Annotated in this window: 21 protein-coding genes; 16 read left to right on the top strand and 5 right to left on the bottom strand. The window is 72.7% G+C overall.

The features are described from left to right. Positions 1-650: 650 nt before the first annotated feature. Positions 651-1,430 (bottom strand): transposase family protein, encoded by a 780-nt coding sequence (locus O7628_RS18360; RefSeq protein ID WP_278136285.1) that lies wholly within the window; start codon positions 1,428-1,430, stop codon positions 651-653. A gap of 406 nt (positions 1,431-1,836) precedes the next feature. Between O7628_RS18360 and O7628_RS18365 the strand changes: the two genes are divergently transcribed. Both O7628_RS18365 and O7628_RS18370 read left to right on the top strand, forming a co-directional pair. Further along, positions 1,837-2,607, top strand: coding sequence for a DUF5753 domain-containing protein (locus O7628_RS18365; RefSeq protein ID WP_278136344.1), 771 nt, complete (start codon positions 1,837-1,839; stop codon positions 2,605-2,607). A 23-nt stretch (positions 2,608-2,630) separates the two neighbouring features. After that, the gene (locus O7628_RS18370) at positions 2,631-2,831 is read left to right on the top strand and encodes a DUF397 domain-containing protein (RefSeq protein WP_278136345.1); all 201 of its coding nucleotides are present in this window, start codon (positions 2,631-2,633) and stop codon (positions 2,829-2,831) included. Here the strand turns inward: O7628_RS18370 and O7628_RS18375 are convergent. Further along, positions 2,810-3,325: an Lrp/AsnC family transcriptional regulator gene (locus O7628_RS18375; protein WP_074476604.1), complete on the bottom strand. Its 516-nt coding sequence runs from the start codon at positions 3,323-3,325 to the stop codon at positions 2,810-2,812. The two genes, O7628_RS18370 and O7628_RS18375, sit on opposite strands and share 22 nt — an antisense overlap. 209 nt (positions 3,326-3,534) lie before the next feature. On the opposite strand from O7628_RS18375, the gene O7628_RS18380 reads away from it, so the two are divergent. From O7628_RS18380 to O7628_RS18420, 9 genes are all read left to right on the top strand, one after another. Continuing rightward, complete coding sequence (locus O7628_RS18380) at positions 3,535-4,719, top strand: spermidine/putrescine ABC transporter substrate-binding protein (protein ID WP_278132207.1); 1,185 nt, start codon at positions 3,535-3,537, stop codon at positions 4,717-4,719. A 5-nt stretch (positions 4,720-4,724) separates the two neighbouring features. Then, the gene (locus tag O7628_RS18385; protein ID WP_278132210.1) at positions 4,725-5,891 is read left to right on the top strand and encodes an ABC transporter ATP-binding protein; all 1,167 of its coding nucleotides are present in this window, start codon (positions 4,725-4,727) and stop codon (positions 5,889-5,891) included. Further along, positions 5,888-6,802 carry an ABC transporter permease gene (locus O7628_RS18390; protein ID WP_074476602.1) on the top strand — a complete coding sequence of 305 codons (915 nt, stop codon included), beginning with the start codon at positions 5,888-5,890 and terminating at the stop codon, positions 6,800-6,802. Before O7628_RS18385 ends, O7628_RS18390 begins: the two co-directional genes overlap by 4 nt. Continuing rightward, positions 6,799-7,641 carry an ABC transporter permease gene (locus O7628_RS18395; RefSeq protein WP_278132213.1) on the top strand — a complete coding sequence of 281 codons (843 nt, stop codon included), beginning with the start codon at positions 6,799-6,801 and terminating at the stop codon, positions 7,639-7,641. The genes O7628_RS18390 and O7628_RS18395 overlap by 4 nt, the downstream gene beginning before the upstream one ends. Next, entirely contained in the window at positions 7,638-9,059 is a 1,422-nt protein-coding gene (locus tag O7628_RS18400; protein ID WP_278132215.1) for an FAD-dependent oxidoreductase, read from the top strand. The genes O7628_RS18395 and O7628_RS18400 overlap by 4 nt, the downstream gene beginning before the upstream one ends. Beyond that, on the top strand, positions 9,059-10,264 hold the full coding sequence (locus tag O7628_RS18405; RefSeq protein ID WP_278132217.1) for a saccharopine dehydrogenase C-terminal domain-containing protein: 1,206 nt from the start codon (positions 9,059-9,061) through the stop codon (positions 10,262-10,264). The genes O7628_RS18400 and O7628_RS18405 overlap by 1 nt, the downstream gene beginning before the upstream one ends. A gap of 259 nt (positions 10,265-10,523) precedes the next feature. Next, positions 10,524-11,267 (top strand): G5 domain-containing protein, encoded by a 744-nt coding sequence (locus O7628_RS18410; protein WP_278132219.1) that lies wholly within the window; start codon positions 10,524-10,526, stop codon positions 11,265-11,267. A 249-nt stretch (positions 11,268-11,516) separates the two neighbouring features. Further along, positions 11,517-12,362: a DUF559 domain-containing protein gene (locus O7628_RS18415; protein WP_278132221.1), complete on the top strand. Its 846-nt coding sequence runs from the start codon at positions 11,517-11,519 to the stop codon at positions 12,360-12,362. A gap of 277 nt (positions 12,363-12,639) precedes the next feature. After that, the gene (locus O7628_RS18420) at positions 12,640-13,341 is read left to right on the top strand and encodes a hypothetical protein (protein ID WP_278132223.1); all 702 of its coding nucleotides are present in this window, start codon (positions 12,640-12,642) and stop codon (positions 13,339-13,341) included. 113 nt (positions 13,342-13,454) lie between these two features. Here the strand turns inward: O7628_RS18420 and gabT are convergent, their stop codons facing one another. Together gabT and O7628_RS18430 are read right to left on the bottom strand one after the other, a co-directional pair. Beyond that, complete coding sequence (gene gabT, locus O7628_RS18425; RefSeq protein WP_278132226.1) at positions 13,455-14,726, bottom strand: 4-aminobutyrate--2-oxoglutarate transaminase; 1,272 nt, start codon at positions 14,724-14,726, stop codon at positions 13,455-13,457. Between the two features lie 3 nt (positions 14,727-14,729). After that, the gene (locus O7628_RS18430; RefSeq protein WP_043962000.1) at positions 14,730-16,166 is read right to left on the bottom strand and encodes a gamma-aminobutyraldehyde dehydrogenase; all 1,437 of its coding nucleotides are present in this window, start codon (positions 16,164-16,166) and stop codon (positions 14,730-14,732) included. A 162-nt stretch (positions 16,167-16,328) separates the two neighbouring features. Here O7628_RS18430 and O7628_RS18435 point away from each other — a divergent pair, with 162 nt between their 5' ends. Further along, entirely contained in the window at positions 16,329-17,768 is a 1,440-nt protein-coding gene (locus O7628_RS18435; protein ID WP_278132228.1) for an aldehyde dehydrogenase family protein, read from the top strand. A gap of 40 nt (positions 17,769-17,808) precedes the next feature. On the opposite strand, the gene O7628_RS18440 is transcribed toward O7628_RS18435, so the two are convergent. Next, entirely contained in the window at positions 17,809-19,038 is a 1,230-nt protein-coding gene (locus tag O7628_RS18440) for an SUKH-3 domain-containing protein (protein ID WP_278132230.1), read from the bottom strand. Positions 19,039-19,118: 80 nt separating this feature from the next. Here O7628_RS18440 and O7628_RS18445 point away from each other — a divergent pair, with 80 nt between their 5' ends. The 4 genes from O7628_RS18445 (at position 19,119) to O7628_RS18460 (ending at position 24,290) form a co-directional block, all read left to right on the top strand. Further along, the gene (locus O7628_RS18445; RefSeq protein ID WP_278132231.1) at positions 19,119-19,541 is read left to right on the top strand and encodes a YbaB/EbfC family nucleoid-associated protein; all 423 of its coding nucleotides are present in this window, start codon (positions 19,119-19,121) and stop codon (positions 19,539-19,541) included. Next, a complete protein-coding gene (locus O7628_RS18450; RefSeq protein WP_278132233.1) occupies positions 19,538-19,882 on the top strand; it encodes a hypothetical protein in 345 nt (114 codons plus the stop codon). The genes O7628_RS18445 and O7628_RS18450 overlap by 4 nt, the downstream gene beginning before the upstream one ends. Before the next feature lie 15 nt (positions 19,883-19,897). Next, the gene (locus O7628_RS18455; RefSeq protein WP_278132235.1) at positions 19,898-21,877 is read left to right on the top strand and encodes a hypothetical protein; all 1,980 of its coding nucleotides are present in this window, start codon (positions 19,898-19,900) and stop codon (positions 21,875-21,877) included. A 526-nt stretch (positions 21,878-22,403) separates the two neighbouring features. Continuing rightward, positions 22,404-24,290 carry a toxin glutamine deamidase domain-containing protein gene (locus tag O7628_RS18460; protein WP_278136346.1) on the top strand — a complete coding sequence of 629 codons (1,887 nt, stop codon included), beginning with the start codon at positions 22,404-22,406 and terminating at the stop codon, positions 24,288-24,290. Positions 24,291-24,448 lie beyond the last annotated feature (158 nt).

Genomic DNA, 24,448 nt, shown 5'->3' on the forward strand with positions numbered 1-24,448 from the left:
CAGGGGTGACACCGGCCGCTCTGCCCACGGTTATCCCACAGCCGCACGCCGAAAGGCAAGTGGTATCGGTGGCCCTTGGCTCCCTGGGCAACGGATTCGGCGCGCTGTGACGCTGTCGGCAACGGAATCCGCATCGTGATTGATCTCTCGCATCTCCCGGCTGCGCGGACGGCCGGGTGCGGGCACGCGGTGGGCCCTAGGGAGCTGAGTCACCAACGACATCACCCGCCCCCGACCGCACCTCCCGCAGCGTCCCCGCATCCCCGCCACTCCCGCCGCATCCCCACGCCGCCAACCCTCGGCCACCACCCCAGTCGCCCCCGCCGCATCCCCCGCCACCCCGCCCGCCCCCACGCCGCTTCCCAGGCACCTCGCCCGCCGCGATCCGGCCGCCCGAACGCAGATCTTGGAGCGAAACGGCCCCTCCAGGGGCCGGAATCTTCCAAGATTCACCCGTCCCCGCCCCCTCCCCGCTGAGCCTCTGCCCCCCGCCCCGCTCAGGCCCCCGCCCTCTCCCGTTCCCGTCCATGCCCTGCCCCCGCGCACGTCCCCGGACCGTGGGGCTGGGGCTGGGGTGAGTCATCTACGACATCAGCTCCCTAAGGGATGTCTCGTAACTCGGTGATGGCTGCTGGTCAACGGTGTCGGTGTCATCCGAGCAGGATGATGTTGTGGAGGTGGGCGATGCCGGAAGCGGTGTCGGTCAATGTGCTGGCGGCGCGTCGGTAGTCCCGGAGGATCTTGAAGGTCTTCATGCGGGCCAGGGCGTGTTCGACCTGCGCCCGGATCGTGCGGTGTTGCTTGTTCAGGTCCTTCTTCCAGTCGGGTAGTTCGGTGCCGTCGGTGGGTTTGCGGTACGGGATGATCACCTCGGGGTTGCCGCGGTAGGCGCCGTCGGCCATGACGGGCCGTCCGGCCAGTTTCTGGTCGATGCCGGAGGTGCGGTAGGCGATGGTGTCGTTGCGGTTGCCCGGCTGCGGGTCACCCAAGGCGACGACCAGGCGGGTGTGGGCGTCGATGGCGACCTGCAGGTTCGTCGAGTAGCGGTAGTTCTTGCTCGGGGCGGCCAGCCGGTGGTCCCGGGTCGGGACCAGGGTGCCGTCGACGATGGCGATCTGTTCGATCCGGCGTCGGCGGACCGGGGCCAGGGCGAGTAGGGGGCCGAGGGTGTCGATGACCCGGTGGGCGGCGGAGTGCGACACCCCGAACAGCGGGCCGATCTGCCGCATGGTCAGGTTCGTGCGCCAGTACGTGGCGACCAGCAGTACCCGGTCGGCGAGGTCGAGGGACCACTGCCGGCCCGGCCGCCCGTCGGCGATGGCGTCCCCGCCACGTTCGGCGACCAGCCTGACCAGCCTGCGGAACTGGGCGGGCTGCAGCCCGGTGAACGGGAAGATCCACTCCGGGCGAGCCGCCGTGATCACCTGCACCACAACATGATCCACCATGGACCCACCACCGAGTTGCGAGACATCCCTTAGTGGCGCGAGGGACCTTTCGCCCCGCCGGGCGGGCGCCCCTGCGGCCGCCCGGCCACCCGTCCGCCTACCGGCCAGGCCCGGCTACCCGGCCCGGCTGGCCAGGCAGGCGGGTGGGCAGTCCGGCGGGCGGGGGTCGGGCGGCCGGCCAGGCCGGATCGGGGCGGGTGGGTAAGGGCGGGGCCGGTAGTCCGGTGGGTGGTGGACGTTGTCGGGGCATCCGGCGGGCGTTCGACACCATCTCGAATGCGCGCGAGACGTGCGGAACAGGTCCCGCCGCCACCTGCCGTTTCGGGCCCACCGTCGGCACCCTGCGTCGCTATGGTGCCCACTACACGTGACCGCGACAGGAGGCTCGATGGGCAACGAGACGCTGCGGGTGGCGATGGCCGCCGTGGGGGAGACCGCCGATTCGCTGGCGGGCAAGGTCCGGGTCGATCCGAAGACGGCCGGCCGGTGGGTGTCGCAGGGGCGCATCCCGCACGCGCGCACCCGGTTGGCGGTGGCCAAGGTGCTCGGCCGGGAGGCCGCCGAGCTGTGGCCGGAGCCGTTCCGCCGCCGGGACCTGCCCTGGTTCCGCAAGTGGGCCGAGCTGGAGCAGGTCGCCATCTCGATCCGTTCCTACCAGCCGTTGCTGGTGCCGGGGCTGCTCCAGACCGAGGCGTACGCGCGGGCGGTCCTCAACACCGGCGGGCTGCTGCCGCCGGCCGAGGTGGAGCGGATCGTCGCCGGCCGGCTCGACCGGCAGGCGATCCTCGACGCCGAGGCCCCGCCGCGACTCGTCGCGGTGATCGACGAGGTGGTGCTGCGCCGGGTGGTCGGCGACCGGGCGGTGATGGCCGGGCAGGTCGCCCACCTCGCGGCGCTGGCCGGGCGGGACCACGTGCAGGTGCGGGTGATCCCGGCCGAGAGCCCGTGGCACACCGGGCTGGCCGGGCCGTTCGTCCTCGCCGGTCTGCCCGACGGGGCAGAGTTGGCTTATATCGACAACCAGCTACGCGGTCAGGTCGTCAGCGACCCGGTCGACGTTGCTAGCCTGGGGCGCAGGTGGGAGAGCGTCACCGGCGAGGCGCTGCCCCGCCGCCAGTCGATCGAGCTGATCAGGGAGGTGGCGACGACGTGGAGCTGACCGACGCGCCGACGGACGCACCCATGGGCGCGCTGGCCGGTGCCCGGTGGCGCACCGCGACCCGAAGCAGCAACAACGGCGGCGACTGCGTCGAGGTGGCCGACAACCTGCCCGGCCGGGTGCTGGTGCGCGACAGCAAGGACCGCGACGGCGGCACCCTCAGCTTCGCGCCGGCCGCCTGGCGGGCCTTCGTCGGGCAGGCTCAGGCGGTGCCCCAGCTGTAGGTCTGCTTGCGCAGCTTGAGATAGACGAACGCCTCGGTGGCGAGCACCCCGTCGACGGCGCGCAGCCGTTGCAGGATCTCCAGCAGGTGCGCGTCGTTGCGGCACACCACCTCGGCGAGCAGGTCGAACGACCCGGCGGTGATGACCACGTAGTCGACCTCCTCGAACTCGGCGAGCCGGTCGGCCACCGTCTCCAGGTCCCCGTCGGTGCGCAGGCCGATCATGGCCTGCCGGGGGAAGCCGAGTTGGAGCGGGTCCGTGACCGCGACGATCTGCATCACCCCGGCGTCGAGCAGCCGCTGCACCCGCTGGCGCACCGCCGCCTCGGAGAGGCCGACGGCCTTGCCGATCGTCGCGTACGGCCGGCGGCCGTCCTCCTGGAGCTGCTCGATGATCTGCTTGGCGACGTCGTCCAGCAGAGCGTGACTGGCACCTTCACGCACAGCGACGCGCCGACCCCCGCCGCCGCCGCTCTCCTGCTGTCGGATGGCCATCGTCAGCTCCCCATGTCCGGTTCTCCACCGGGATCGTAATGCCCTGGCGCAGTCTGGCGTAATTCGTGGTGCATTGCTATGCCCGCAACGGAATCCCTTGTGAGGCAGGTCAGCTCATGTCAGGATCAGTCGTCCATCGCCTGAAGACCCTCCCGCCGTCGGGCCTCCCCCGTCCCGCCCGCCGACGATGACCCCCTAGGAGTCGTCACATGCGAACTCCCCTCCGGCCGCTCACTCGGCGTGGTCTGCTCACCGGCACCCTCGGCTCGGCCGCGATGCTCGCCACGGCGGGCGCGCTCGCCGGCTGCGGCACCAAGGGCGCCGTGCAGACCGAGGCCGGCTGCGTCAGCGACGACCTCTCCGGCACGGAGAAGAAGCTGGCGTTCTCGAACTGGCCGCAGTACATGGACGTCGACGAGAAGGACGAATCCAAGCGCCCCAGCCTGGACGCGTTCGTCGCGAAGAGCGGCATCCAGGTCACCTACACCGAGGACATCAACGACAACAACGAGTTCTTCGGCAAGGTGCAGAACCAGCTCGCGGCCTGTCAGGGCACCGGGCGGGACATCATCGTGCTCACCGACTGGATGGCCGCCCGGATGATCCGGCTCGGCTGGATCCAGAAGCTCGACCCGGCGAAGATGCCCAACGTGGCGGCGAACCTGCTGCCGTCGCTGCTCAACCGTTCCTTCGACCCGGACAACCGCATCGCCATCCCGTGGCAGTCCGGCCTGGCCGGTCTCGCGTACAACGGGTCGGTCACCAAGGAGATCCGCACCGTCGACGAGCTGCTGACCCGGCCCGACCTCAAGGGCAAGGTCACCGCACTGTCGGAGATGCGCGACACGATGGGCCTGCTCATACAGTCCAACGGACACGACCCGGCGAACTTCACCACCGCCCAGTTCGACGACGCGCTCAACAAGCTCAAGCGGGCCGTCGACTCCAAGCAGATCCGCAGGTTCACCGGCAACGACTACGCCCCCGACCTCGCCAAGGGCGACATCGCGGCGTGCATCGGCTGGTCCGGCGACGTCATCCAGCTCTCCGGGGAGAACGACAAGATCAAGTTTGTCGCGCCCGACTCCGGCGTGATGCTCTTCAGCGACAACATGATGGTGCCCAACAAGGCCACCCACAAGGCGAACGCCGAAGAGCTGATCAACTACTACTACGAGCCGGCCGTCGCCGCGAAGCTCGCCGCGTACGTCAACTACATCTGCCCCGTGCAGGGCGCGAAGGCCGAGATGGAGAAGATCGACCCGGAGTTGGCCGCCAACCCGCTGATCTTCCCCGACGAGGCGCTGCTGTCGAGGTCCAAGGTGTTCATGGCCCTGGACGAGAAGCAGGAGAAGGAGTTCGAGGGCAAGTTCCAGCAGGTCATCGGGGCGTGACGGGGATGAGCGCGAAGACGACGGGACACGACGCGCCGGCCGGCGACCTGCGGCTGGTCAACCTGACCAAGAGGTTCGGCATCTTCACCGCGGTCGACGACCTCGGCCTGACCATCCCGCAGGGCTCGTTCTTCGCCCTGCTCGGGGCGTCCGGGTGCGGCAAGACCACCACCCTGCGCATGATCGCCGGCCTGGAGCAGCCGACGAGCGGGCAGGTGCTCCTCGGCGACCGGGACATCGCCCGGCTGCGCCCGTACAAGCGGCCGGTCAACACCGTGTTCCAGAGCTACGCGCTCTTCCCGCACCTCGACATCTTCGACAACGTGGCGTTCGGGCTGCGCCGGCGCGGCATCCGCTCGGTCGACGACGAGGTCATGCGGATGCTCGCCCTGGTGCAGCTCGACGACTTCGGCCACCGCCGGCCCGCCCAGCTCTCCGGCGGGCAGCAGCAGCGCGTCGCGCTCGCCCGGGCGCTGATCAACCGGCCGCAGGTGCTGCTGCTCGACGAGCCGCTCGGCGCGCTCGACCTGAAGCTGCGCCGGCAGATGCAGATCGAGCTCAAGCGCATCCAGACCGAGGTCGGCATCACCTTCGTGCACGTCACCCACGACCAGGAGGAGGCCATGACCATGGCCGACACCGTCGCGGTGATGAACGCCGGGAGGATCGAGCAGCTCGGCGCGCCCGCCGACATCTACGAGTACCCGGCCACCGCCTTCGTGGCGAACTTCCTCGGCCAGTCCAACCTGCTCGCCGCCGAGGCCGCCGGGCCCGCCGGGTCCGACGTGCCGGTCACCGCCCACGGCGCGCGCTACTCCGTGCCCGCCGGCCGCGCCCGCGTCGCGTCCGGCCCGGTCTACCTGGGGGTACGTCCCGAGAAGCTGCACCTCGTCGACGCCGCCGACCGGGTCCCCGCCGGCCACCAGTACGTGACCGGGGTGGTCACCGACGCCTCGTACGTGGGGGTCAGCACCCAGTATCTGGTGCGCACCGGCTGGGGCAGCGAACTGACCGCGTTCGCGGCCAACAGCGGCCTCGGCGGCCGGGTGCCCGTCGGCGCGTCCGTGGTGGCGCACTGGGACCCCCGGCACGCGTTCCTGCTGCCCCGCCCGCCCGGCGCGGACGACGCCACCGCCGGTCTGTTCGACGAGCCGGTGGGTGCGTCCTCGTGACCGCGCTGGCCCACGTTCCCACGTCGACGGGGCAACCCGCGACGCCCCCGCCGCCGCCCCGGGGCGGGCGGCACCGGCTGCTGCCGTACCTGCTGCTCCTGCCCGGCGCGGCCTGGCTGCTGCTGTTCTTCGCCGTGCCGCTGTTCCAGCTCGCCGCCGCGAGCCTCTACGACCCCGCCGGCTCGCTCTCCACCGGGTACGCGCTGACCTGGGCGTTCGGCAACTACCCGGACGCGGTGCAGGCGTACTGGCCGCAGCTCGGCCGGTCGTTCCTCTACGCCGGCATCGCGCTCGTGCTGGGCCTGCTGATGGGCTACCCGCTGGCGTACGCGATCGCCCAGAAGGCCGGCCGGTGGAAGAACCTGCTGCTGGTCTGCGTCGTCGCCCCCATGTTCACCAGCTTCCTGGTGCGCACCCTGGCGTGGAAGACGATCCTGTCGGACAACGGCGCTCTGGTCGGGCTGCTGCGCGACGTGCACCTGCTCGGCCCCGACGGCCGGCTGCTCGCCACCCCCGTCGCGGTGGTGCTCGGGCTGACGTACAACTTCCTGCCCTTCCTGGTGCTGCCGCTGTACGCGAGCCTGGAGCGGCTCGACTACCGGCTGCTGGAGGCGGCCGGCGACCTGTACGCGAGCCCGGTGCAGACGTTCCGCCGGGTGACCCTGCCGCTGTCGATGCCCGGCCTGATCGCCGGCACGCTGCTGTTCTTCATTCCGGCCACCGGCGACTACATCAACGCCGAGCTGCTCGGCACGCCCAACGAGTACATGGTCGGCAACGTCATCGACTCGGCGTTCCTGGTCCGGCTGGACTACCCGCAGGGCGCGGCCCTGTCGTTCCTGCTGATGGCGGCGATCCTCGCGGTGGTCTTCGTCTACCTGCGCCGCGCCGGCACGGAGGAGGTGCTGTGAGATTCTCCCGCTGGCTCGCCGACCACTGGGTGATGGGCGTCGCCCTGCTCGTCCTCGGCTACCTGTCGCTGCCCATCGCCGTGGTCGCCGCCCTGTCGTTCAACCGCCCGTCGAGCCGCCTGTCGTACGACTTCAACGAGTTCACCCTCGACAACTGGCGGCAGCCCTGCGCCACCTCCGACATGTGCGACGCGGTGGTGCGCAGCGTGCAGATCGGCTTCATCGCCACCGTCGTCGCCACCGTGCTCGGCACGCTGATGGCGTTCGCGCTGGTGCGGCACCGGTTCACCGGCCGCTCCGGGATCAACGTGCTGATCTTCCTGCCGATGGCCACCCCCGAGCTGGTCATGGGCACCTCGCTGCTGGCCCTGTTCGTCTCCGCCGGGGTGCCGCAGGGCTTCTGGACCGTCGTCATCGCGCACGTCATGTTCTGCGTGTCGTTCGTGGTCGTCACCGTCAAGGCCCGGCTCGCCGGCATGGACCGCCGGCTGGAGGAGGCCGCCGCCGACCTGTACGCGAGCCCGTGGCAGACGTTCCGCCTGGTCACCCTGCCGCTGGTGCTCCCCGGCATCGTGGCCGCCGCGCTGCTGGCGTTCTCGCTCAGCTTCGACGACTTCATCATCACCAACTTCAACGCCGGCACCACCGTCACGTTCCCCATGTACGTCTGGGGTGCCGCCCAGCGGGGCATCCCGCCGCAGGTCAACGTCATCGGCACGGCCATGTTCGCCGTCGCGCTGCTGCTCGTCGGGCTCAGCTCGCTGCGCGGGCGGCGGGCCCGCCGGCACACCCTCCCGGTCGCCCCGGCGACCGGCGGGCGGGCGAAGGGCCCGTCATGATCCTCCCGCATACCGGCCGGGCGCTCGCCGACGCGACGCCCGTACCGTACTGGCTCGACCGGCCCGGACGCCCCGACCCGCTGCCCCCGCTGACCGGCGCGCACACCGCCGACCTGCTGGTGATCGGCGGCGGGTACGGGGGGCTCTGGGCCGCCCTGCTGGCCAAGCAGGCCGACCCCGGCACCGACGTGCTGCTCGTCGACGCCGGCACCTGCGGCTGGGCCGCGTCGGGGCGCAACGGCGGGTTCTGCTCCGCCTCGCTCACCCACGGCCTCGCCAACGGCGTCGCCCGGTTCCCCGGCGAGGTCGCCGAGCTGGAACGCCTCGGCCGGGAGAACCTCGCCGCGATCGCCGCCACCGTCGACGCGTACGGCATCGACTGCGACTTCGAGCGCACCGGCGAGCTGGCCGTGGCGGTGCGGCCGTACCAGCTCGACGGGCTCGCCGAGGACGCGGAGCTGGCCCGCGGCTTCGGCCACGACGTGCGGCTGCTCGGCCGCGACGAGGTGCGCGCCGAGGTCGACTCGCCGACGTACCTCGGCGGGATGTGGGACCGTGACCGGGTGGCCATGCTCGACCCGGCGAAGCTCGCCTGGGGCCTGCGCCGCGCCTGCCTCGACCTGGGCGTCCGGATCCACGAGCACACCCGGGTCACCGGGCTGCGCGGCGACGCCGCCGCCGTGGCCGCCAGCACAGCCGGCGGCGTCGAGCAGGCCCCCGGCGTCGTGCGTGCCCGCCGGGTCGTGCTCACCACCAACGCGTTCCCGCCGCTGCTGCGCCGGCTGCGGGCCTGGGTCGTGCCCGTCTACGACTACGCGCTGATGACCGAGCCGCTGACGCCCGCCCAGCGCGACGCGATCGGCTGGCGCAACCGGCAGGGCCTCGCCGACACCGGCAACCAGTTCCACTACTACCGGATCACCCGCGACGGGCGGATCCTGTTCGGCGGCTACGACGCCGTCTACCACCACGGCAACCGGGTCGCCCCCGAGCTGGAGCAGCGCCCGGCCACCTTCACCGCCCTCGCCGAGCACTTCTTCACCACGTTCCCGCAGCTCGCCGACGTGCGGTTCAGCCACCGCTGGGGCGGAATCATCGACACCTGCACCCGGTTCTGCCCGTTCTTCGGCACCGCCTACGGCGGCCGCCTCGCCTACGCCGCCGGCTACACCGGCCTCGGCGTCGGGGCCACCCGGTTCGGCGCGCGGGTCATGCTCGACCTGCTGGCCGGCGCGGACACCCCGCTCACCCGGCTCGGCCTCGTCCGGGGCAAGCCGCTGCCGTTCCCGCCGGAGCCCGTCCGGGCCGCCGGCATCCACCTCACCCGCTGGTCGCTGGCCCGCGCCGACGCGCGCGACGGCCGGCGCAACCCGTGGCTCCGTACGCTCGATCGTCTTGGTTTGGGGTTCGATTCCTGATGCGTATCCTGCTCGTCGGCGCCGGCGGGGTCGGCTCCGCCGCCGCCGCCATCGCCGCCCGCCGAACATTCTTCGACACCATGGTCGTCGCCGACGCCGACGCCGCCCGCGCCGCGCGGGCCGTCGCCGGCCACGGCGACCGGTTCGTCGCCGCGACCGTCGACGCCTCCTCCGCCGACGCCGTCGCCGCGCTGTGCCGCGAACACCGGATCACCCACGTGCTCAACGCCGTCGACCCGCGCTTCGTCATGCCGATCTTCGACGGCGCGTACGCGGCCGGCGCCGACTACCTCGACATGGCCATGTCCCTGTCGCACCCGCACCCGAAGCGCCCCTACGCCGAGACCGGCGTGAAGCTCGGCGACGAGCAGTTCGCCGTCGCCGGCCGCTGGGCGTCCGCCGGCCGGCTCGCCCTGTGCGGCATCGGCGTCGAACCGGGCCTGTCCGACGTCTTCGCCCGCTACGCCGCCGACGAACTCTTCGCCGAGATCGACGAGATCGGGGTACGCGACGGCGCGAACCTCACCGTCGAGGGCTACGACTTCGCCCCGTCGTTCTCCATCTGGACCACGATCGAGGAGTGCCTCAACCCGCCGGTGATCTGGGAACGCGACCGGGGCTGGTTCACCACCGAACCGTTCAGCGAGCCCGAGGTGTTCCACTTCCCCGAGGGCATCGGCCCCGTCGAGTGCGTCAACGTGGAGCACGAGGAGGTGCTGCTCATCCCGCGCTGGGTCGACGCCCGGCGGGTCACCTTCAAGTACGGCCTCGGTGAGGAGTTCATCGAGGTCCTGCGTACCCTGCACAAGCTCGGCCTCGACTCCACCGAGCCGGTCACCGTGCGCGGCGTGCCGATGTCCCCGCGCGACGTGGTCGCCGCCGCCCTGCCCGACCCGGCCACCCTCGGCGACCGGATGCGCGGCAAGACCTGCGCCGGCACCTGGGTCACGGGCGTGGGAAAGGACGGCCGGCCCCGCGAGGTCTACCTCTACCACGTCGTCGACAACGAGTGGTCCATGGCCGAGTACGGCCACCAGGCCGTCGTCTGGCAGACCGCCGTCAACCCGGTCGTCGCCCTGGAACTGCTCGCCACGGGCGAGTGGGCCGGCACCGGCGTGATCGGCCCCGAGGCCCTGCCCCCGCGCCCGTTCCTAGACCTGCTGACGGCCTACGGCTCCCCGTGGGGCCTGGAGGACCGGCGGTAAAGGAAGGGCACCTTGTTAACGCTTTCGGTATAGGAAGGGCCCCCTTTTAACGGGGCCCGTACGGCCGGAAGGCCGGCCGCGTCGACCCCGTGCGGAGGTGCCGCGCCGACCCGTACGACCGTGCCCGCCCGGATGGGGCACGCTGCCGCCTGCCCGGTTTCCGCCCCGGACTGTACGTATCGGCCGGTTTGCCGATCGGCGTCGTTGAGGATCGGTACGGCGGTTACCGAGCCGCCCCACCCTGGTGACACTCGGTGTCGTGACCCATCAGCCGCCGTACCACCGAAACCCCGCCGCCCCCGTCGCGCCGTCCGTTGCCCGGGCGGGATGGTTCCGTCGCCTCCAGCCCGGGCAGCGGGTCGGTGTCGTCCTGGGCGGCGTGCTGTTGTCGACCGTGCTGTTCTGCTGCGCGGGAGCCGCCGTCGTCGGGGCCCTCGCCGACGACCCGGGGCAGGGGCGCACCGCCGTGGCCGCCAAGGCCAGCCCGCCCGTCGCCGCCCCCGAGCCGGCCGTGTCCGAGGCGGCCGCGCCGGCGACCACCGTCTCCACGCCTCCGCCGTCCCCGACAGTCGCGCCCCCGACGGCCACGCCCCCGACCGTGGAGACGCGCACCGAGCAGGAGACGCAGACGATCCGGTACGCCGAGCGAACGGTGAAGGACTCGTCCCTGGCCGAGGGCAAGCGGGTAGTCCGCACCAGGGGAGTCAACGGGGTCCGCACGCTGACGTACCAGGTCACCCTGACCGACGGGGTGCCCACCGGCCGGAAGCTGCTCCGGTCGGCCGTCACGAAGCAGCCGGTCACCCAGGTCGTCGCGGTGGGCACGAAGCAGGAACGCCGGTGCGACCCCAACTACAGCGGCTGCGTGCCGATCGCCAGCGACGTCGACTGTGCCGGTGGCGGCGGCAACGGCCCCGCGTACGTCACGGGCCCGGTGAAGGTCATCGGCGACGACATCTACGACCTGGACCGCGACAACGACGGCTACGGCTGCGACGACTAACCCACCCCCACCCCCGCCCCCGCCACCACCCCTCCACCCCCTCGGCGATCTTGCACTTTGGGCCCCGTCAAAAGCCGTGAATCGCCCACTTCTGGGGCCGCAAGTGCAAGATCGCCGAGGGGTGGAGGGGGAGGGGAGGGGCGCTAGCACAGTGGGGCGGGGTTGGGGGGTTGTCCACAGCGGCGATCGTTGTCCACAGGGGCGAGGGTTGGTCAGGCGTCGGGGCGGGTCGTCGGGCAGCCTGCAGGCATGGGAACCCAGCTTTGGCGTACGACATCGGTGCTGAGGTCGACCAGCCGGAAGCGGCTTCGGACGCGGTTGGCGACAGGGCAGGTCGTGCGGGCGCGACGAGGCGTCTACGCGGACGGCCCCATCGAGGATCTCGACGCGCTACGAGCGCTGCTGCTGTGCCTGCCGTCCGAGGCGATGCTGTCCCGCCACACCGCGGCTCGCCTGCACGGCTTCGGCGTCCTTCCCGAGGGTGCCGTGCATGTGCAGTTGCCTCCTGAGGTGCCCCGGCCCCGGCTGCCAGGTGTGGTGGTTCATCACTCGGCGGTGCCAGTCGAGCCGGTCCTGGTGAGTGGGCTGCCCTGCGCGCCGGCCCCGCGCTGCGCGGTGGATCTGGCGCGTACGGTTCGGCGACTCGACGCCTTGCCGGTGCTCGATGCCGTGCTGAGGGCGGGCGTGGCGAGCCGAGATGGCCTCGTCGAGGAGGTGTTGTCCCACGGTGGGCTTCCGGGCGTGCGTCAAGCCCGCTCTCTGGTGCCGCTGGCCGACGGGCGGGCCGAGTGTCGTCAGGAGAGCCAACTGCGGCTGGTGCTGACCGATGGCGGCCTTCCCGTTCCGGAGCCGCAGGTCTGGGTGCTCGACGAGGACGGGGTCGGGCGTTACCGGCTGGACTTGGGGTACCGCCGACGGCGGATCGGCATCGAGTACGACGGTTTGTCCCACCTGGACCGCGAGCGGCTCCGATATGACCGGGACCGCGCCAACTGGCTTGCCTCCGAGGGCTGGACGATGCGCCACTTCACCGACCGTGACCTCTACCGCCGTCCCGCCCACATAGTCACGACGATCCGTGCGCTCCTCCCCTGACCGCCGGCCGCAGTGCTCCGGCGATCTTGCACCTTGGGCCCCGACGTAAGCGGCGTATTCGGGCATCACGGGGGCCGAAAGTGCAAGATCGCGGGCGCGGGCGCGGGCGCGGGCGCGGGGGCGGGCGCGGGCGGGGGCGGGGCAGGGCGGGGCGGGGCAGGGTGGGGGATTCCGGGATTCCGGGATTGGAAACCTTCCTGGCGGATGGCTGAACCCGGCAGCGCTCCCAGGCCGTACCGCTCGGCGTAGGCCGATCATCGGACGACGGGAGAGGCACGTGAGGGTACGGCGGACGCATGTCCTGGCGGCGGGGATGGCCGTGGTCGCCTCGGCGGTGGTGGCGGTCGGGACGGGGCTCGGCTTCGCCGGGACGGCACCGGCGCGGCAGAGCGTGTGTCAGGGTTCGGTGACGTTCTCGGCGGAGGGTGGTGGGCCGGCGGCGACGAGTGACCGGTTCGCGGTGGGTACGCGGTTGCGGGTGACCAACTTGGACAATGGTCGTGCGGTGACGGTGTCGGTGGTGGGGCCGTCGGGCAGTTGTGTGCTGCTCAACGCGGCGGCGATGGAGCTGGTGCGGGAGCCGGGCAAGAACGTCGTGCGGCGCAACGTGGTGGAGCGCCTCGACGGCGGCGGCACACCCGCGCAGCCCGGCGGTGTGCCGGCCCAGCCCGGCGGAGAGCGGCCCGCCCAGCCCGGTGCCCAGCCCACGGGGGCGACGGTGGCACCACCCACGAGGCAGAGCGCCTGTCAGGGTTCGGTGACGTTCTCGGCGGAGGGTGGTGCGCCGGCGGCGACGAGTGACCGTTTTCCGGTGGGTACGCGGTTGCGGGTGACCAATCTGGACAATGGTCGTGCGGTGACGGTGTCGGTGGCGGGGCCGTCGGGCAGTTGTGTGCTGCTGAACGCGGCGGCGATGGACCTCGTCCGGGAGCCGGGCAAGAACGTCGTGCGGCGCAACGTGGTCGAGGTCCTGCGCTGACAGAGGTGCTGGGCTGGGAGAGGCGCTGGGCGGAGAGAGGTGCTGCCCTGAGGCCGGGTGGCGGGGCGGCCGGCGACCGATGACGGGTCGCCGGCTGTTCCGCAGGACCCGGCTCAGCCGAAGGCGGCGTCGAGGATGTCCAGGCCCCGGGCCAGCTCGCCGTCGGAGATGACCAGCGGGGGCAGGAAGCGCAGCACGTTGCCGTACGTGCCGCAGGTCAGGGTGAGCAGGCCGGCGGCGTGGCAGGCCGCCGACACCGCCGCCGCGGCGGCCGGATCCGGGGTCAGGGTGCCCGGCTGCACCAGCTCCACGGCGAGCATCGCGCCCCGGCCGCGTACCTCGGCGATCCGCGCGTCGCGGGCGGCGACGGCGCGCAGCCGGTCGGCCAGCGTCGCCCCGATCCGGCGGGCGGCGGCGGCCAGGTCCAGCTCGTGCATGGTCTCGATCGACGCGAGCGCCGCCGCGCAGGCGACCGGGTTGCCGCCGTACGTGCCGCCGAGGCCGCCGACGTGCACCGCGTCCATCAGCTCGGCCCGGCCCGTCACGGCCGCCAGCGGCAGCCCGCCCGCGATGCCCTTGGCCAGGGTCACCAGGTCCGGCACGACGCCCTCGTGGTCGCAGGCGAACCAGTCGCCGGTGCGGCAGAACCCGGTCTGGATCTCGTCGGCGACGAAGACCACCCCGGCCGCCGTCGCCCACTCGCGCAGCGCCGGCAGGAACCCCTGCGCGGGTACGACGAAACCGCCCTCGCCCTGGATCGGCTCGATCAGCAGCGCCGCCACGTTCTCCGCGCCGACCTGCTTCTCCACCGTCTCGATGGCCCGCGCCGCCGCCTCGGCCCCGGACAGACCCCCGTCGCGCAGCGGGTAGGACATCGGCACCCGGTAGACCTCGCCGGCGAACGGGCCGAACCGGTGCTTGTACGGCATGTTCTTCGCCGTCAGCGCCATCGTCAGGTTGGTCCGCCCGTGGTACGCGTGGTCGAACACCACCACCGCCGGCCGCCCGGTGGCGTGCCGGGCGATCTTCACGGCGTTCTCCACCGCCTCCGCGCCCGAGTTGAACAGCGCGGAGCGCTTCTCGAAGCCGCCCGGGGTGAGCGCGTTGAGCTGCTCGCACACCGCCACGTACGACTCGTACGGCGCGACCATGAAGCAGGTGTGGGTGAACCGCTCGACCTGCTCGCGGACCGCCGCCACGACGCGCGGCGCGGAGTTGCCGACGTTGGTGACCGCGATGCCGGCGGCGAAGTCGATCCACTCCCGCCCGTCGACGTCGGTGATCGTGCCGCCGCCGGCCCGGTCCACGTACGCGCCGACGACGCTGCCGACGCCCCGCGCCACGGCCGCGCCCCGCCGCTTGTGCAGCTCCTCCGAGGACGGCACGGGTCAGCCCTCGATGTTGTGCATGACGTGCTTGATCCGGGTGTAGTCCTCCAGGCTGTAGACCGACAGGTCCTTGCCGTGCCCGGAGTGCTTGAACCCGCCGTGCGGCATCTCGGAGACGAACGGGATGTGGGTGTTGACCCAGACGCAGCCGAAGTCGAGCCGGCGGGTCATCCGCATCGCCCGGCCGTGGTCGCGCGTCCACACCGACGCCGACAGGCCGTAGTCGACGCCGTTGGCCCAGCGCACCGCCTCGTCCTCGTCGGAGAACCGCTGCACGGTGATGACCGGCCCGAACACCTCCTGCTGGATGATCTCGTCGGCCTGCCGCACGCCGGAGACGACGGTGGGGGAGTAGAAGAAGCCGCGCTCGCCGACGCGCGACCCGCCGGTCTGCACGCTCGCGTGGTCGGGCAGCCGGTCGACGAAGCCGCTGACCCGGGCGAGCTGGTTGGCGTTGTTCAGCGGGCCGTAGAGCACGTCGGCGTCGTCCGGCGCGCCGGTGCGCGTGTTGCGGGCCTGCTCGGCGAGCGCCGCCACGAAGTCGTCGTGGATGCCCGGACCGGCCAGCACCCGCGTCGCCGCCGTGCAGTCCTGGCCCGCGTTGAAGTAGCCGCCCACGGCGATCGCCTCGGCCGCCGCCGCCACGTCCGCGTCGTCGAAGATCACCACCGGGGCCTTGCCGCCCAGCTCCAGGTGGGTCCGCTTCAGGTCCGGCGCGGCGGCGGAGGCGACCTCCATGCCCGCCCGGGTCGAGCCCGTGATCGACACCAGCTGCGGGGTCGGGTGCGACACGAGGGTACGACCGGTGTCCCGGTCGCCGCAGACCACGTTGAACACCCCCGGCGGGAGGAACTCGGCGGCGATCTCGGCCAGCAGCAGCGTCGACACCGGAGTGGTGTCCGACGGCTTCAGCACCACCGTGTTGCCGGCGGCGAGGGCCGGGGCGATCTTCCACACCGCCATCATCAGCGGGTAGTTCCACGGGGTGACCTGCGCGCAGACGCCGATCGGCTCCCGCCGCACGTACGAGGTGTGGCCCGCCATGTACTCCCCGGCGGACCGGCCCTCCAGCAGCCGGGCCGCCCCGGCGAAGAACCGGAACTGGTCCACGGCCGGCGGCAGCTCCTCCTCGGCGGTGAGCTGGCGGGGCTTGCCCGTGTTGCGCACCTCGGCGTCGACCAGCTCGGCCGCCCGCGCCTCCACGGCGTCGGCGAGCTTCAGCAGCGCCTTCTGCCGCTCGCCGGGGGTGCTGTCCCGCCACGTCTCGAACGCGGCGGAGGCCGCCCGCATCGCCGCGTCCACGTCCGCCGCGCCGGACACCGGCGCCTGGGCGAAGACCTCGCCGGTGCACGGGTCGACCAGGTCGGCGTACCCGCCGTCGGAAGGATCGACGTACTCGCCGTTGACGAAGTTGCGCAGCTGCTGCTGGTCGCTCATCAGGTGTCTCCGAGGGATGCCGGGGATGCGGACAGCGGAGGTTATCGGAATCTGACTGCCATCTTCGCTACTGAATTCGCGGCAGACAAGGGCATGAGCGACTGTTTCCGTGCGGGAATTGCTGGTTACCGTGCGGCGGCGGCTCGGCTACGCTGCCGAGGTGTGGAGCCGAGAGCCTTCTTCGTCGCCGGCCGTCCCGCACACGGCGAGGGCGAGCTGACCGTCACCCACCCGTACGACGGTCGTCCGGTGGGGCGTACCACGCTCGCCACGCCCGACCAGGTCGAGGCCGCCGTCGCCGCGGCGGCCGCAGTGGCGGCGCGGGCCGCGGCCCTGCCCGCGCACGCCCGCGCGGCGGCCCTGGACCACGTCTCGCGGCGGCTCGCCGAACGGGCCGACGAGGTCGCCGACCTGATCACCGCCGAGAACGGCAAGCCGGTCAGGTGGGCGAGGGCCGAGGTGGGGCGGGCGGTGTCGACGTTCCGCTGGGCGGCCGAGGAGGCCCGCCGCTGCTCCGGCGAGCTGCAACGCCTCGACACCGACCCGGCCGCCACCGGGCGGATCGCGCTGGTCCGACGCGCGCCGAAGGGGCCGGTGCTGGGGATCGCGCCGTTCAACTTCCCGCTCAACCTGGTCGCGCACAAGGTCGCCCCGGCCATCGCCGTCGGTGCGCCGATCGTCGTGAAGCCGGCCCCCGCCACCCCGCTGTCGGCGCTGCTGCTCGGCGAGCTCCTCGCCGAGACCGAGCTGCCCGCGGGCATGTTCTCGGTGCTGCCGCTGCCCAACGAGCGGGCCGCCGAGCTGGTCGCCGACCCCCGGCTGCCGGTGGTGTCGTTCACCGGCTCCGGGCCGGTCGGCGCGGCCATCCGCCGGGCCGCGCCCGACAAGCACGTCACCCTGGAACTGGGCGGCAACGCGGCGGCGGTGATCTGCGAGGACTGGAACACCGACGAGGACCTCACCTTCGCCGCGCAGCGGATCGCCACCTTCTCCAACTACCAGGCCGGGCAGTCGTGCATCGCCGTGCAGCGGGTGTATGTGCACGAGTGGCTCTACGACGCCTTCCTGCCGAGGCTGGTCGCCGCCGTGGAGGCGCTGCGCACCGGCGACCCGGCTGACCCGCTGACCGACGTCGGCCCCCTGGTGTCGGTCGAGGCCGCGCAGCGGGTCGAGGCGTGGGTCGACGAGGCCGTGGTGGCCGGGGCGACCATCGAGGTGGGCGGGCGGCGCGAGGGGGCCACCTACCCGCCGACCGTGCTGTCCGGCGTGCCGGCCGACGCGAAGGTGTGCGCCGAGGAGGTCTTCGGGCCGGTGCTCGTGGTCGCCCGGGTCGAGAACGACGCGGCCGCGTTCGCCGCCGTCAACGACTCCGCGTACGGGTTGCAGGCCGGCGTGTTCACCCACCGGCTCGACGTCGCCTTCGCCGCCCACCGGGTCCTCGACGTCGGCGGGGTGATCGTCGGGGACGTGCCGTCGTACCGGGCCGACCAGATGCCGTACGGGGGCGTGAAGGGCAGCGGCGTCGGGCGGGAGGGCCTGCGCAGCGCCATGGACGACTACACCGAGGCGCGGGTCCTGGTCCTCACCGGGGTGCAGTTGTAGCGCCTCCGGCCGGCGGCGGCGTCGCGCTCGTCGGCGGGCGTCACCAGGTGCCGTCGTCGCGGACGCGGGCGGGGGCCCGGCCGAGCAGCAGGGTGGTCAGGGCGGCGTCGACGTCGTCGCCGAGGAACCACTCGCCGGCCTGGTCCAGCGCGAAGACCCGGCCCCGCTCGTCGACGGCGATGATGCTCTCCTGATTCTCCGTGCCGAGGGGGAACAGCCGGGCGCCGAGCACGGCGGCGAAGTCCGCGAGCGTGTCGGCGTTGTGGGCGACCAGGTGCGGCATGACGTCGAACCGCGAGATCCACACCTGCTGGCCGGGGCCGCGGCGGGACCCGATCAGGCCGGGAAACCGGGTGATGGCCTCCACCGCCGCGGGGAACGCGACATGGGTGTGGTTGGCCCCGGCGACGGCCGTGACGTCCCGCACGGCGGCGGCGGCCATGATCTCGTCCCCGACGTGCGGGGCCCAGCCGGCGGCGACGAGGGCGTGGGCCACCTCGTCGGGGAAGCGGCCCGGCTCGGGCACCGGGGCCGGTTCCGGCACCCGGGGCTGCCGGAACCCCAGGTCGGACCAGGGGAGCACGTTCATGTGCACCAGGAAGCGGAGGCACGAGTCGCAGGGGCGGTCGCCCGGCCCGCCCGCCGGGTCGCCCGGCTCGCGCACCCAGTACAGCTCGAAGAGGCTGCCCGCGAAGAGGACCCGCGCCTCGTCGAGGGTCGCCGGGGCCTGCCCCGCGGCGGCGCGCTCGTGGTCGTGCTCGTGCAGGGCGTCCGACACGACGATCAGCTCGGCGTGCCGGTCCACCCCCCGGACCAGGTGGCCGGGCGGCTGCGCGTCGAGATAGTCCCGGACGAGCCGGTGGTGCCGCAGCACCGCCTCGCCCTTGGCTCCCCCCGCGCGGTGCAGTCGGCCGCCCACGCTCAGGTGCGCGGCCGTGCCGGGGGTCGGCAGGCGGCGGATCTCACGGAGCAACTGGCTCGCCGGGTCGACGGTGCGCGGCGCGGGCTGCGCCGGCCGGCTGCGCCGGTACATCTCCCGCACGGCGGGGAACGGCAGGCGCGGCCACGTCGAGACCTCGCCGGTCTCCTTGTCCACCACGGTGGTCGGCAGGTCGCCCGGGAGAACCGCGGCGGACGGGGTCACCGTCGACGTGATCAGGTAGCCGAGGTCGAACTCCTCGACCAGCGGGGCGCACTCGTGCCCGAGTCGCTGGGAGTCCCGGTGGGCCCAGACGGTGGCGAGCTGTTCGGCCTGCTGACGGTCGATCACCCACCCGAAGTTACCGGACCCCACGGAATCCGTGGCGCCCGGTATGGTCTGCCGTACCGAGTGTGACGGGGAGGTCGACGTTGGTCGAGAGCGTGGACCGGCAGGCCAACCGGGCGCTGCGAGCCCGGTTCGACGAGGTGCACGGGCAATACCGCCAGCTCCGGTCCGGTCTGGACGAGCTGCGGTCCCGGCTCGCGGAGCTGCGGGTCACCGCGCGTTCCGACGACGGCCAGGTGACGGTGGTGGCCGGCGCCCGAGGCGACGTCGTCTCGGTGGAGCTCACCCCCGCCGCCCTCCAGGCCCGCGACGCCGGAGCCCTGAGCCGCAAGATCACCTCGACGGTGCACCGCGCCACCGCCGCCGCGGCCGCCGCCACGCAGGAACTCGTGGCGGGCTACCTGCCGGCCGGGTCGGGGGCCATGGAGTTCCTCCGCACCGGTGACTTCGACACCCTGCTGGGCCGGGCCGACGCCGTCATGCGGGGCGGGGAGCGGGCGACGTGACCGACGGGCAGCTCTGGTTGGATCCGGGCCGTGCGCGGCGCGGCGGGGCCGACCTGGCCTCGGCCGGCGAGGCCGTCACCGACCGGCGGGCCCGGGTGGGGGGCCAGCTTGCGGCCGCCAGCGCCGCCCGCCCCTGGGGGCGGGACGACATCGGCGCGGCGTTCGAGAAGCAGTACCGGGGGTTCGAGGAGACGCTGCTGCGGGCCTGGACGGGCCTCGGGCGGGCGCTGGAACACCTCGGTGAGGACGTCGTGCGGTCGGTGGACAACTCCGTGCGCACGGACGCGCACAACGCCGGCCGGCTCGACCGGATCTCCGACCAGCGGCCCGCCGGGCGCTGACGACCCGAGGCCCCCGTGACCCTGCTGCCGAGCCCGATCCCGCACCCGCTGGACTACTCGCCCTGGGAGCTGCCCGGCTGGGTCTACGAGGCGCTGGACTGGGTGATCGGGGTGGAGTGGCCGGAGGGCGACGAGAAGGCGGTCTGGGACCTCGCCGACCAGTGGTACGCCGTGGCCGACGCCCTGGCCGGCCCGCGCGCCGACGCGGTCGCCGCCGCCGGGGAGGTCCGCAGCGGATACGGCGGGGTCGGTGCGGTCGCGGAGGCGTTCGACGCGGCCTGGAAGCGGGTGGCCGAGGGCGACGAGGCACCGCTGCCGGTGCTCCTGGCGGTCAGCGGTGACCTCGGCCGGCTGGTCGAGGGGTGCGGCTGCGACATCGAGGGCGCCAAGCTCGAAGTCTGGATCGAGCTGGGCATCCTCGTCGTCGAGCTGCTCTCCCTCGCGGTGGCGGCGGTGCTCACCGCCGGTGCCGCCTCGCCCGCCGCCGGTGCCGCGATCGCCGCCAGCCGCTTCGTCGTGCAGCAGATCTTCAAGAAGCTGCTGGCCCAGCTCGCCCGCAAGACCCTCAAGCAGGGCCTGAAGGAGGCCGGCGAGCGCGCCGCCAAGCGGGTGGCCGAGGGCGGCATGCGCGGCCTCGCCCGCAAGGCGGCGCGCGGCGGGCTGGAGGAGGCGGCCGAGGAGTCGGGGATCACGCTCGCCACGCAGGCGTACCAGAACTCGACCGGCCGACGGCACGGCCTGGACGTGACCGACGCGGGGATGTCCGCGCTCGGCGGCCTCGCGGGCGGGGCGGCCGCGCCGCTGGCCGGCCTCGGCCGCCACGCGACCGGGCGGGCGGCCCGGGTCGGCGAGCACTTCGGCCGGGAGATGACCGGCGAGGTGATCGCCGACCAGGCGGCCAACGTCGCCACCGGGCAGGGCCTGGTGTCGCTGGAGGACGCGGCCCGGGCCGCCGCGTCCGGCGCGACGGGATCGACCACCGCCCAGACCGACACGGCGCTGCACCACCGCCTCGACGGCCGGATGGCCGCTCTCGCGGGGGGCGTCCTTCGCCCCGACCGACCTCGGCGGGCCCGCACCGGCCCCGACCGATGCGACGCCCGTCCCGACCCCGACCGACGGCACCCCCGGCGCAGGCCCGGAACGTCCCACCGTCCCGCTGCCGCGCGACGGGGCGGGTTCCGGCCCCGTCGCCCCGACGCTCGGGGTGGCCGGGCAGGAGCCCGCCCCGGCCGAGGCGGCCGGCGACGCGCTGCGGACGCACCAGCCGGCGTCCCCGCCCGCGACACCCGAGTCACCGCCCGGCGACGCCCCCTCCGCCGGCCCGGCCGGCGGCGCCCATCCCGGCCACGGGTCGACCGCGTTGGCGGGGGCGCCGACGGAGCCGGCGGCGCAGTCCCCGGGCACCCCCGGCGCGACCGACGGGCCGGTGGCCCCCCGCGCGACGGCCGCCCCGACGCTGTCCTCCGTCGCCCCGGTCGAGCCCGGGCAGCTCGACACGCGGGGAGCCGGGCCGCCGCCCCCGTCCGTCGCCACCGCCCCCGGCGTCGCCGCTGCCACCGCCCCCGTCGCTTCCGTCGCCGCCACCGTCACCGACGGCGGCGCGCCCGGGGGGCCGGCGACGCCCCACCTGCCGGCCCCGGCGAGCGGCACCGTCGCGCCGCCCCCGGTGGCCTCGGTGGCCCCGCCGGCGGCCGGCGCGGGCGCGGTGGGCGTGGCCAGGCCGCCCGCCCCCGGCCACGACGGCCCGTTCCCGCCCCCGCCCCCGCCCCCGCCACCCCGCTTTCCGCTGCTGCACTCGTTGGATCCGCGGTCGCCGTCCGCGGACCATCCCGTTCCGCCGCCGCGCAGGTCGCCCGAGTGGCAGGCCAGGCGGCGGGCCGAACGCGAGGCGTACGACCGGCGTCGCTACCAGGCCCGCTTCCACCAGCAGCGCGCCCTGCACGAGGACAACCGGCGATACGACGACTCTCAGGAGCTACGTTCCCGGTATGAGTTCTTCCAGCGGCGCGCCAGCGAGTACGCCGCCTACGCGCTCAGCCTGAAGCACCGTGGGCAGGACTACCTCGCGACGTCGTGGCACCGGATGGCGGTGGCGGACGAGCGGGCCGCCCACGAGTCGCGTGAACTGGCCGAGGCGGTGCTAGCCGGCACGGTCACGCCGCAGTTCGTCGAGGTCAGCGACCCCCTCGACTTCTACTCGATCAACACGGACGATCCGTCGCTCGTCGTCGGCGAGGTGGACGCCGGCGGCCCCTCGGCGCTCACCGGAGACGACCATCCGCCGCCGATCGACCGGTCCCGCCGGTACGGGCAGTGGGGCGGGCTCCGGCCCCCGTTGGCCCTGCACCAGTCCGACCTCGAACGCGCGATGCCCCGCGACGCCGGCGGGCAGGTCCTGCGCACCGCCGATCCCCGCCGGGGCGGCTGGTTCCGGCTCGCCAACGACGGCGGGCCCGCCGCCGACCCGACCCGGGGCATCAACTGCCTGGACTGCACGCTGTCCCTCTACGAGACGTGGATGCACGGCCGCCCCCGGGTCTCCGCGCCCCGCACCTTCGACGCGTACGCCGCCGGAGACATCAGCCGGCCGCTCGGCGGCGAGCTCGGCGGCCCGGGGCGGGTCGAGGACGCCACCGGCGGGCGCTTCCAGCAGCTCGTCGACCCCGACGACGGCACCCCCGCCGACGACAGGTGGAGTGTGGTCAACCGGGGGTTCGGCAGCATCGAGAGGCAGCTACGCGCCGGAGGGCACGGCAGCTACGCGTTCCTGATCACCACCTACGAGGGTGGCGGGTCGCACGCCTGGGTGGCGCTGAACCAGGACGGCGGCGTGCTCTACCTGGATCCGCAGAGCGGAATCGTGTCCGACATGCCGATCTACCTGCACAGCGGGCTGCCGGCCCCGCACAACGTGACCGGCATCGACGCTCTGGTCCTCGGGGCGGACGGGCGACCGATGCCGTTCGCCGGGGTCGGGCCGGGGCAGTTCAGCCAGCGGGCCGAGGTGACGGAGCAGTGGCAACGGCCGCAGCCGGAGGACCGGTCGCGGGAGTGGCGGCCCGGCCCCGACGACCCCACGGACGACGAGCTGTACGTCAACCGGATGCACCTGCTGGAAGGCCCCGGCTCGGCCGATCCAGTGCTGGCGCAGGGGGATGGCACCGGTAGCCCCGACGAGGATCCCCCGCGAGGTTCGATTGAATCGAACCTCGCGGGCGACCAGGTCCGTAGCGCCCGCGAAGAGGCTCGAACGGTCTTGACGTCGCGTGGGATCTCTCCGCGAAAGGTCGTGACGGCCAACTCTGACCTTGACCAGATCTTCAGTGCGGGTGTTACGCCGGTCGAGCTGGCGACAGAAATGGACGGGCCGACGCTGCGGCGCCTTGCGCCGCAGTTGACCGAGGCGGCAGTGCAGGATCTGTCCGCGCTCTTTGAAGACCGCCGCGTCCGACGCATGCTGGACCAGACCTGGCGGTCTCCACCGGCCGGTGAACCATGTCTGGCCGAGACGCTGGTGAATCAGTTGGTGACGGAACCAAAGTTGGTGAGGCTGATACTGGCGACGCCGGAGTTGGCCAGATCATTGATTGCGCGCCCGGTTACGCTGCATCACCTGGCAAGTCACCCGCAGGCCCTCGAAGTGCTCCAGTCTGTGGTGCATGAGGTTGAAGAAATGGGCGCACCTCCCCAGGATCCGGGCGCATCGAGACCGGAGTCGACGCCTCTTGCCGAAGAGCACCGGAGGGTCAGTGAGAGCGTCGCGCCAGAGGCGGGTGGCGCGGTCCAGCCAGGATTCGACCATGTCCGTCGAACGGATGCCAGATACCGGTCTGAATACCTGGACACCCTCTATCGCGAGGCAGCGGTCGCGCAGCAGGAGTTGACCGTACTCGCGCAGCAACTTGCGCACGAGGGCGATCGCGTGGTTGGCGTGGCAGGCTGGCGGACCGAGCCCAAGGCTAGGCAGCGCGCTGAAGACAAGATCAAGAAGTACAACGGGGAGGCATCGCGATTGACCGATCTTGCCGCCGCAAAGGTTGAGTTCGATTCGCTTGGCGACCTATATCGAGCCCTCGACCGGCTGCGAGGGCATCCTGCGGTGCGGATCGTGGAGTTCAACGACCGCTTCCGAAATCCGCAGGGGAGCGGCTACCGCGACATTCAACTACTGCTCAGGTTGTCCAATGGTCATGTGGCGGAGTTTCGCCTGCACCTGGCGGCGTTGGACGAGGTGGCCGTTTGGGAGCATTCACTCTTTGAGGTCAAGCGAGACATCGAGGCTCTGGCGCTTGAGGAGGGTCGGGTGTTGACGGCGCGAGAGTCGGCGATTGTCGGTGGTATCATCAGGCGTCAGCAGGAACTCTTCTGGAACGCATTAATGTCCACTCTGCAGGAAAGTGCATGAATCCTACTCCCGGCCTCGTTCTTCCTTCGTATTTCAGATACTATGCATCGCCGGTCAAGATCGTATCGTCGCCTGATGGTGGAGTGTGCGTGTGGCGAGTCTCCATAGATGACGGCGGGTGGAACAGAGAAGATGAGCTCTTTGCGGAAATAGTCTTT

This window comes from Micromonospora sp. WMMD956 (genome assembly GCF_029626125.1).
GTDB classification, from domain to species: Bacteria; Actinomycetota; Actinomycetes; order Mycobacteriales; family Micromonosporaceae; genus Micromonospora; species Micromonospora carbonacea.